Annotated in this window: 1 protein-coding gene; it reads right to left on the reverse strand. The window is 31.3% G+C overall.

The features are described 5' to 3' along the window. Positions 1-174 precede the first annotated feature (174 nt). Positions 175-707, reverse strand: a 533-nt coding sequence (locus ACWIX0_RS13970) for a hypothetical protein (RefSeq protein WP_454174584.1), incomplete at its 5' end; no start/stop codon positions are given.

A 707-nucleotide genomic window follows, 5' to 3' on the forward strand; every position in this document is an offset into this window, starting at 1 on the left:
GTTGCTTGCAATTCTTGGATTTTGTCCATTTTTTGTCCTTTGTGGTGGATTTGACTTTAAAAAACTTTTTTGGCATAATGCCTAACAGAGAGTTAGCTTATCGCTGTCATTATGATAAACAAAGGCTGAAAAGATTGCCTTACCTAAGCTAACTCCTGCTTATACACTATCTCACTATTTTTTTATCAAATCCAAAATTTGCTTATATTTATCCGCATAAGTTGTTTTATATTGTATTTTTCCATCTTTATCTACGCTAACACTAATCAAATCTAAAATATTATTTTCATCTCTAAAAGGTTTATAAAAATATAGCGCACCTTGCTTGTCTTTTGTTACAAAAAGCGGATTTTTTAAAATCTCTTTAAGCGCACCTGTGAGATTATTTCTTTGTTCTTTTTTGTTGCCAAATTTGCCATTTTTATGAAAATGACCATAAGCATAAGGCAAGTAAATTCTCACTTCGCCCGCTGTAGTTTGTATTGCCACTTTATTTTTGCTTAGTTTTTTTGATACCCAATCGCTATTCAAAAAACTATCCATAAAAACCTTGTATTTTTGCATAGGTGGTAAGGTGGCTATTTCGCCCATTTGACTATAATCTAATTCGTTATTTTTGACAAACTCACTTAAATCCATATTGTTGCCTTTGTGGGATTTTGATTTTGGCATTATATCAATTTTACCTATTTCTTTATCTAGCAAGC

This window comes from Helicobacter sp. T3_23-1059, from assembly GCF_053654515.1.